The sequence below is a fragment of the Vibrio sp. CK2-1 genome (assembly GCF_021726515.1).
Taxonomy (GTDB): domain Bacteria; phylum Pseudomonadota; class Gammaproteobacteria; order Enterobacterales; family Vibrionaceae; genus Vibrio.
The window spans coordinates 1-7,069 of the sequence record NZ_JAKKCJ010000012.1 but is presented as its reverse complement, the minus strand read 5'-3'; the positions used below and the strand labels follow the sequence as shown (position 1 = coordinate 7,069).

The 7,069-nt window shown below is 39.2% G+C and carries 7 protein-coding genes; all 7 read left to right on the top strand.

Going from position 1 to position 7,069, the window contains the following annotated elements:
• Window positions 1-349: 349 nt before the first annotated feature.
• The 7 genes from L3V25_RS16470 to L3V25_RS16440 all read left to right on the top strand — a co-directional run bounded on the left by L3V25_RS16470 (window position 350) and on the right by L3V25_RS16440 (window position 6,563).
• The gene (locus L3V25_RS16470; protein WP_237296525.1) at window positions 350-1,120 is read left to right on the top strand and encodes a hypothetical protein; all 771 of its coding nucleotides are present in this window, start codon (window positions 350-352) and stop codon (window positions 1,118-1,120) included.
• Between the two features lie 71 nt (window positions 1,121-1,191).
• On the top strand, window positions 1,192-2,157 hold the full coding sequence (locus tag L3V25_RS16465) for a hypothetical protein (RefSeq protein ID WP_237296524.1): 966 nt from the start codon (window positions 1,192-1,194) through the stop codon (window positions 2,155-2,157).
• 306 nt (window positions 2,158-2,463) lie between these two features.
• Window positions 2,464-2,868, top strand: a complete 405-nt coding sequence (gene umuD, locus L3V25_RS16460) for a translesion error-prone DNA polymerase V autoproteolytic subunit (protein ID WP_089138384.1) — start codon at window positions 2,464-2,466, stop codon at window positions 2,866-2,868.
• Window positions 2,869-2,871: 3 nt separating this feature from the next.
• Window positions 2,872-4,128: a Y-family DNA polymerase gene (locus tag L3V25_RS16455; protein ID WP_237296523.1), complete on the top strand. Its 1,257-nt coding sequence runs from the start codon at window positions 2,872-2,874 to the stop codon at window positions 4,126-4,128.
• 414 nt (window positions 4,129-4,542) lie between these two features.
• Window positions 4,543-4,896: a hypothetical protein gene (locus L3V25_RS16450; protein ID WP_194091614.1), complete on the top strand. Its 354-nt coding sequence runs from the start codon at window positions 4,543-4,545 to the stop codon at window positions 4,894-4,896.
• Window positions 4,897-5,222: 326 nt separating this feature from the next.
• A complete protein-coding gene (locus tag L3V25_RS16445) occupies window positions 5,223-5,717 on the top strand; it encodes a hypothetical protein (protein ID WP_237296522.1) in 495 nt (164 codons plus the stop codon).
• A gap of 300 nt (window positions 5,718-6,017) precedes the next feature.
• Window positions 6,018-6,563 carry a YbjQ family protein gene (locus L3V25_RS16440; protein ID WP_237296521.1) on the top strand — a complete coding sequence of 182 codons (546 nt, stop codon included), beginning with the start codon at window positions 6,018-6,020 and terminating at the stop codon, window positions 6,561-6,563.
• Window positions 6,564-7,069 lie beyond the last annotated feature (506 nt).

Sequence of the window (7,069 nt, the reverse complement as noted above, 5' to 3'; positions counted from 1 at the left end):
AGGGTTCGCCATTCTTGGTTAGTGCGTCGTTTGGCCATTTCAAATCTCCTTTGCTGCTTTGGGTTGGAGGTTTGATCTTATTATTCGGGCTAGACGATTAGAATGCGGGGTTTATGATGCGCTTACAGTCTATCAGTGCAAACTAACAACAAAACTCTCAACCCTAGAAACAATCTGGGCTATTGGGGTGAGCTGCATGGCAGGTGCCCTGTCACCCTATGTTCACTTAACTACATACCAAGTAGCTTCATAAGGATAGCGACAAACAGCACATTAACGATACAATATTTTTTGTGCTTAAGGTTGCCTTATTCAATGATTAAGCGTTAGAACAACGTTGGAAGGTATAATGAAAAACGAGAACTATGAAAAAGAGGTAATTGAATTTTTTGAAAGACTGTCTATGTCTATCAAAAAAATCCCTGAATCAAGTGAAAAAACACCAGACTTTCTTATCGATAGCTTTGAACGGGTTTTGATAGAGCTTAAAGCCAAGTTTGATTCAAAAGAACTACAACTTGAACAGAACCAAGCTTTAGATAAGGGGGATGTGTTTCAACATGGTGAGTTGACGGGATACACTGGAAAAATCGCGAATATTATCAGTGAGGGTAACAGTCAGCTTAAAAAACAAAAAGATGCTACAGAGAGCCAATTCTGCTTTTTATTTGTAATAGCTAGCGGTGTAACAGCATCTACACAGGTTAAACAGTTCATCTCGACATTTTACGGCTGTATGCCAATTATAGACTTCGCAAGCAAATCAGATCAGGCGAAAAATTGTTACTACTTTACAGAGAGTCAGTTTTTTCGTTTTAGAAACTCACTTGATGGAGCATTCATTGTTAATGTTTATTCTGGTCAAACTCAGTTTATTCTGAATGATCAATCCATAAATTATTCACTTCTTAAGCACTCCAAGTTCCTAGAGCAGTGCGGTAGGCACATACCTGTAATTGACCCAATTGAAATGGAAGCCCAAGGCCATATTTATATTGCTGACTGTGAGATAAACCGTAATCAAATGCAAGACATACAAAGTTACGTGTTTGAAAAGTATGGAATTAAAAAGGGTATGTACCATAACTTTGAGAATGTAGTCTTTCAGACCAATATTTAGAGCGCATTAAATTTCACAGCAGTTTTTTAGAATCCGCTACCAAAGCTATAACCTTTGCAGGTCTCACCTACATGAAAGCATTCGAAATAGAACCAAAACTAAAACCTGACATGTCTAACTTTCTGATACACATGACTGGAAGAGATGCAATTAAAAGTATTCTAAAAGGTGGGAGGTGCAAGGGCGAAGGACTGATCCGATCTCAAGTGCCAAATGGCTCCAAGACAGACTCTTTTAAGCATAAGATTGCCTGCTTTACAGAGACTCCTATCTTTGCCCTTGGTGCATTTGTTGCTATATCAAAGCGTCGAGATGACGAAAAAATGGAGTATGGGGTTGGATTTAGTAAAACCTATATGGTTGAAAGTAAAGTACGACCGACCATTTATCTAGACAATGACCTATTGGGTCAGTTGTTTGCCATGTCCGAATCCACTCAGTCTGAAGACACAGAGTCCCTTCTAAATTCACTTAAAGCTCTAGCGCACCCGCTTGGCGAAACATCACCAAAGCAAGGCTTTACATGGGAACGAGAGTGGCGCTATGTAGATGAGACTGGTTTCTACTTTGATCACAAAGCGATTGAAGTGATCTGCTGCCCTAAAGAAGAACAGATAGAACTCAAGCTCATTCTTGGTGATCATGCTGAAAAGATACGATTCGTTGATTCTTGGACACAATACAAAGACTACACCCAACATATAGAACATTCTGATTTTAAAGATAAGATTACGGAAAGAATGGCAGTCTACGATCAAGACGAGATCGAAGAATTCTTAAAAGGCTATGACGAGTACATTGAGTCCTTGAGAGAGTATAAAGCGTACCTGTCATCTCTACAGATTAATGTTGAGGCGATAGAGAAACATCTGCAAGAACTATTTGAATGGAAACAGTATGTTGATGCTCACACAGCAAGCTTCTGTGGTCATTTTTCGGAAGATATCATATGGCGAGCTGATTTCGAGGAGACTTTTTGTCCTGATTGTTCAAGAGACTTCGATGAAGGTCTCGCTAGAGTTATGAGGGAAGATTAAAAATGCTATCGAATTTCCCTGTAGTCGTTCACTCAATTTAACCAATAAAGAATAGGATTACCATACCTGAGATAATCAATTGATTCCTAAATTAGAAAGGTCGCTAACACGCTTATGTCCAGAGATGTGTCAGTGCCGAGCATGACTAACATACCTATGCCTCAACATGAGTTTGGCTTTACTTAATTACCAGCACAGCGGTGGTCGTGTAGTGGTGGTTAATCCACTTTATCTTCTTGCCTTTTCTATCAATATCCTTAAAAATAACACTGTGTTTTTGTACAGTGTTATTTTTAGGTGTTTGCTATGAAAGTTATCCCCATTTCTGCTGGAGCCGGCATTACCGGTTTTGAGTCACCTGCTGCCGAATATTCTCAACTGAGCTTATCGCTCGATGATTTGTTGGTTGAGCACCCGAGTTCGACTTTCTTATGCAAAGCCTGTGGCGATTCGATGCAGAACGTCGGCATCTTTAACCAAGATATTTTGATTGTTGACCGCCATGAGACCTCTAAGAATCTTGACATTATTGTGGCGAACTTCAATGGTGAGTTTGTTTGTAAGATCCTTGATATAAAAAACCGCTTGTTACTGTCAGCAAACGAACAGATTCAACCCGTTTCTATCTACGATTATGATCAGTTTTCTATTGAGGGGGTTGTTGTTCGCTCTATACGCTGTCACCGGCCAAGTTATTTGTTTGCGAACTAGCCTATGTTTGCCTTAGTCGATGCCAATTCTTTTTATTGCAGTGCGGAGCAGGTGTTTCGCCCGGATCTACGTGGCAAGCCGTTGGTGGTGTTATCGAATAATGATGGCTGTATTGTGGCGGCTAATCGTCAAGCTAAAGAGCTGGGTATCCCTAAGTTTGCGCCATTTTTTAAAGTACAGGCTCAATGTGAAAAGCTGGGCGTGATCGCGCTGTCGTCTAACTATGAGTTGTATGCGGATTTATCGGCCAAAATGATGGCGGTGATAGGGCGCTTTGCCCCTCATCAACATATCTATTCTATTGATGAATCGTTCCTGTCATTTAAGCATTGTTCCAAAGCTTTACCTTGTTTAAAGGAACATGGTGGTCTTATTCGTCGTGCGGTGTGGAAGGAATGTCGTTTACCGGTGTGTGTTGGAATGGGAAAAACATTAACACTGGCTAAAATAGCGAACCATGCCGCAAAGAAAATCCAAGGCTATCATGGGGTCTGTGTGCTTGATACGGAGAAAGAACGCGTCGATGTGTTGAAGTTACTGCCGGCCTCCGAGGTATGGGGAATAGGCCGAAAGCTCACAGCTAAGCTTTCTATTATGGGCATTAAAACGGCGTATGATTTAGCGTGTTTAGATCCAAAAGCAGCACAGCGTCAGTTTAGTGTGGAAGTGGAACGAACGGTGCGAGAGTTGAATGGCCAACCTTGTAAAACGTGGGATGAAGCCAAAGCCGATAAGAAGCAGATCTTCTCAACCCGCAGTGTGGGGAAGCGAATTATTGATTTACCATCATTGCAACAAGCATTGAGTAAGCATGTTGCCATTGCTTCTTACAAAGCAAGGCAACAACAATCGCTTTGCCAAGTGCTGATGTGTTTTGCGGCGAGTTCGCCTTATGATGCCTATCCCGTTAATGATAAGTGCATACACCGTTTTGCCTATCCAACTTCTGATACTACGGTACTCACAAAAACGGTGATGGCAATGGTGGAACAAATGTTTAAGCCTGATGTTCGCTATTACAAAATAGGGGTTGGCTTGATTGATTTAGTAGAAGGTCAGCATACTCAAATGGATTGGTTAAACCCAGAACCGGACGACCCAAGACTGATGAAAGTATTAGATGGCCTAAACCAACGTTATGGCAGTGATAGTGTGTTTTTAGCGGCGCAAGGTATCGAGCAAAAATGGGCAATGAGGCGTGACAGGTTAACACCTCAATATACGACGAGATGGGGGGATTTACCGGTGGTTAGGTGTTAAGGGGAATGGTTTTTGCCCCAAAATGCGTTAGGCAGTAACCTTGCAACGACTACAATGATTTTCTTTTTCCATATATTTCCTCATGCTACATATTGCTAATCCTGCATAGCTTGAAATTAAAATAATTGGATTTTTAGTTAGAAAGCTAGGCATGCATGAATCAGAGAGATAGCTCCGATTTTCGGTTTGTTTTAGGGGCTTGTTAAATACACAGCTCTTTATCTCGAGTGGCTTTGGTGAACTATACGGATTATTTCCGCACTTTATGCTGAATGAGTATGAGATAAATCTTACTTTATGAATACATTTAGTTATTTAGCTTGCTGTTACAAAAAGTGACTGAGAAGATAGACGGAAAGACTATACGGATTTTTTCCGTCTATTAAATTGTTAGGCTAATACGAGGAAAGAATAATGAAATTAAAAAAGTTGGGTGTAATTGCGATTTTTATGTCATTTGGAATATTCAGTGCATCTGCCAGCGCGCAAAAAACATATACACCAGCTCAGCTTAAAGGAATGGTACAAAGCGGCTCTTATCCAAAACAAGGTTCTGTATCATCCAAAACACTAAACCTTGATTATGTGTCATGTATAAGCAAAGTTGATTCTATTGTTGACTCTATAAAAGCTAATTATCCAACTCAAACAGTTGTAAGCACAAATGTTCTTCGCATAGAAAAAGTATGGACAAATGACGCTGCAATGACGTTAACATGTAGTGCAGCAGACAAAAATTTAGTAATAACTACGGCAGCATACTTATAAACTACCGTTGAGCACGGCGTTGGTATGACTCCCACTGTCAAGTAGAGCGTAAAAAAATCTACCCATTTATTTTGGGCATTTTGTCTTTAAAAAGAGATAGTGTTAACGCATTGCTCAAGCAAGCACTTTCGTCGGTTATCATGCTGGTATTTGTAGATTACTCACCCTAAAGTGAGCAGGGCTTACATGAGTATTTGCTTGAAGTTATTGGTGCAATGAAGGAAGTAGCTAAAGCACTCTGGGATGACATTAGAACGAATGCCTAACAGGTCAAATTTTAAGCTGGCTCCTGCTTGGGGCGTTATAAAAAAAGGTGTTATCCCATTATGATGAAGCAAAATATTGTATTCTCTATTAGTGCTTTAATCATTGTTTCCCTTTGGGGAATAAACTATTACCTTCTTATCGATTTTCCTAACGATGTAAGAGGTACATTTGGCGATATGTTTGGGGCTGTAAATGCTCTCTTTTCTGGTTTCGCTTTTCTCGGTGTGATTTACGCAATTCTCTTACAGAGAAAAGAACTTTCATTGCAACGAGAAGAATTATCACTAACCAGAAATGAATTAAAAAAATCAGCTGAAGCTCAAGAAAAATCAGAATTAGCATTATCTAGACAAGCGAAATCATTAGAGCTGTCGGCAAAAATTAATGCTAATTCAGCTTTATTAGACTCGTTAAAAAATAAAGAAAAAATGTATGATTATTATGCTTCTCAAAATCCAGAGCATCAGCGACAAAAAAACATGGAACGTATTCAGCTTCACCATGAAATGGTTAAAGTTCAAGAACGTATAGAGAAATTGATCACTGACAGCTGATTTTTTATAACAAAAAATAAATTGGGCGTTGGGGGCTTAGCATTTTTGGTTTTAGGTTTAGCGCGCTTTGTTGGTTAAGTGGGGCGCCAATTATTAGGTGCGTCGAACAATTTCGCATTTTCAATCAGTACTAATTTGCACAAATATTATTCATATGACGAAAGTTATGCTTATGCCCATTCCAAGTCAGCAACTTTAATATTGTGACATTCGTAGTATCAATCATATCGAATTTTAGTAATCTATCACGATGTCCAGTGACTTAGACAAATAGCCAAATAATATTGAGAGTCTGAAAGTATGGAAAAATACGCAATATTGCTTAAAGGTGATGAGATTGCAGCGATTGAATTAGGTACATTTGCTGCTAACAAAGGAATTGATAAGCTGATAAAGCTTGGATTTGTCGAACAGGATGTTGAGATTAATGCTGAGAATGAAAAACAAGCTATTGATAATTTCATGAATGATGTAACCATTGCTGAGAGCGAATCTATTCAAGACAATATTACAGCCCCTATATTATTGACGACTGAAACTAACTTAGTTGATATGGACGTTATTGAACGCTATGGCGTTGTTTACGCTGATTGTGTCTATGGTGTAAATGTTGTGAAGGACATATTTGTTGGTTTTAGGGATGTTTTTGGAGGTCGATCCAAATCCATTGAGGATATAATTAGAAACGGTCGAACAGCCGTTACTGATGAGTTAAAGCAACAAGCATTTAGAAAAGGGGCAAATGCTGTTATTGGCATTAGTTATTCTGTTAATGATATATCTGGAAAAAATGTGAATATGATATGCGTCAGCGCCACGGGAACTGCTGTGGCAATCAAATTATAATATTTCAATCATCGTACAGTTGGCACTTTTAATCTCGAAAGAGCCCCATTAATGTGTACTAGTACATTAATGCGTTACAGTTGACCTCGTAACATTTCTATACTGAGTTATTTGGCTCAGTTTATCTAATGCATATAGTGTGCAGTAGATCACTGTGCTTTGCTAAAAGTGTACCTGTTGTCGATTGATATGAAAGTGTATCGACAACAAGGGGCTTTGAATTAGTCGAGCTCCTTTTTATTGCGTTCAATAGCTTTGTCTAACTCTTCATGTGTCAGTCGCGTTTTGTCTAATTGTTTTTTGGCTTTGTCACCAATAGTTTTTAATTTTTGGCGATTCTCTTCAGTTTGACGTTTGTTATTGTTTCTTAATCTGTTGTTTGTAAGCGCATCATAAACCCCGCATTCTAATCGTCTAGCCCGAATAATAAGATCAAACCTCCAACCCAAAGCAGCAAAGGAGATTTGAAATGGCCAAACGACGCACTAACCAAGAATGGCGAACCC

Bases quoted from the DNA above. Each gene is read 5' to 3' on its own strand.
- L3V25_RS16470 (WP_237296525.1), top strand. From the start codon at position 350: ATGAAAAACGAGAACTATGAAAAAGAGGTAATTGAATTTTTTGAAAGA.
- L3V25_RS16465 (WP_237296524.1), top strand. From the start codon at position 1,192: ATGAAAGCATTCGAAATAGAACCAAAACTAAAACCTGACATGTCTAAC.
- umuD (WP_089138384.1), top strand. From the start codon at position 2,464: ATGAAAGTTATCCCCATTTCTGCTGGAGCCGGCATTACCGGTTTTGAG.
- L3V25_RS16455 (WP_237296523.1), top strand. From the start codon at position 2,872: ATGTTTGCCTTAGTCGATGCCAATTCTTTTTATTGCAGTGCGGAGCAG.
- L3V25_RS16450 (WP_194091614.1), top strand. From the start codon at position 4,543: ATGAAATTAAAAAAGTTGGGTGTAATTGCGATTTTTATGTCATTTGGA.
- L3V25_RS16445 (WP_237296522.1), top strand. From the start codon at position 5,223: ATGATGAAGCAAAATATTGTATTCTCTATTAGTGCTTTAATCATTGTT.
- L3V25_RS16440 (WP_237296521.1), top strand. From the start codon at position 6,018: ATGGAAAAATACGCAATATTGCTTAAAGGTGATGAGATTGCAGCGATT.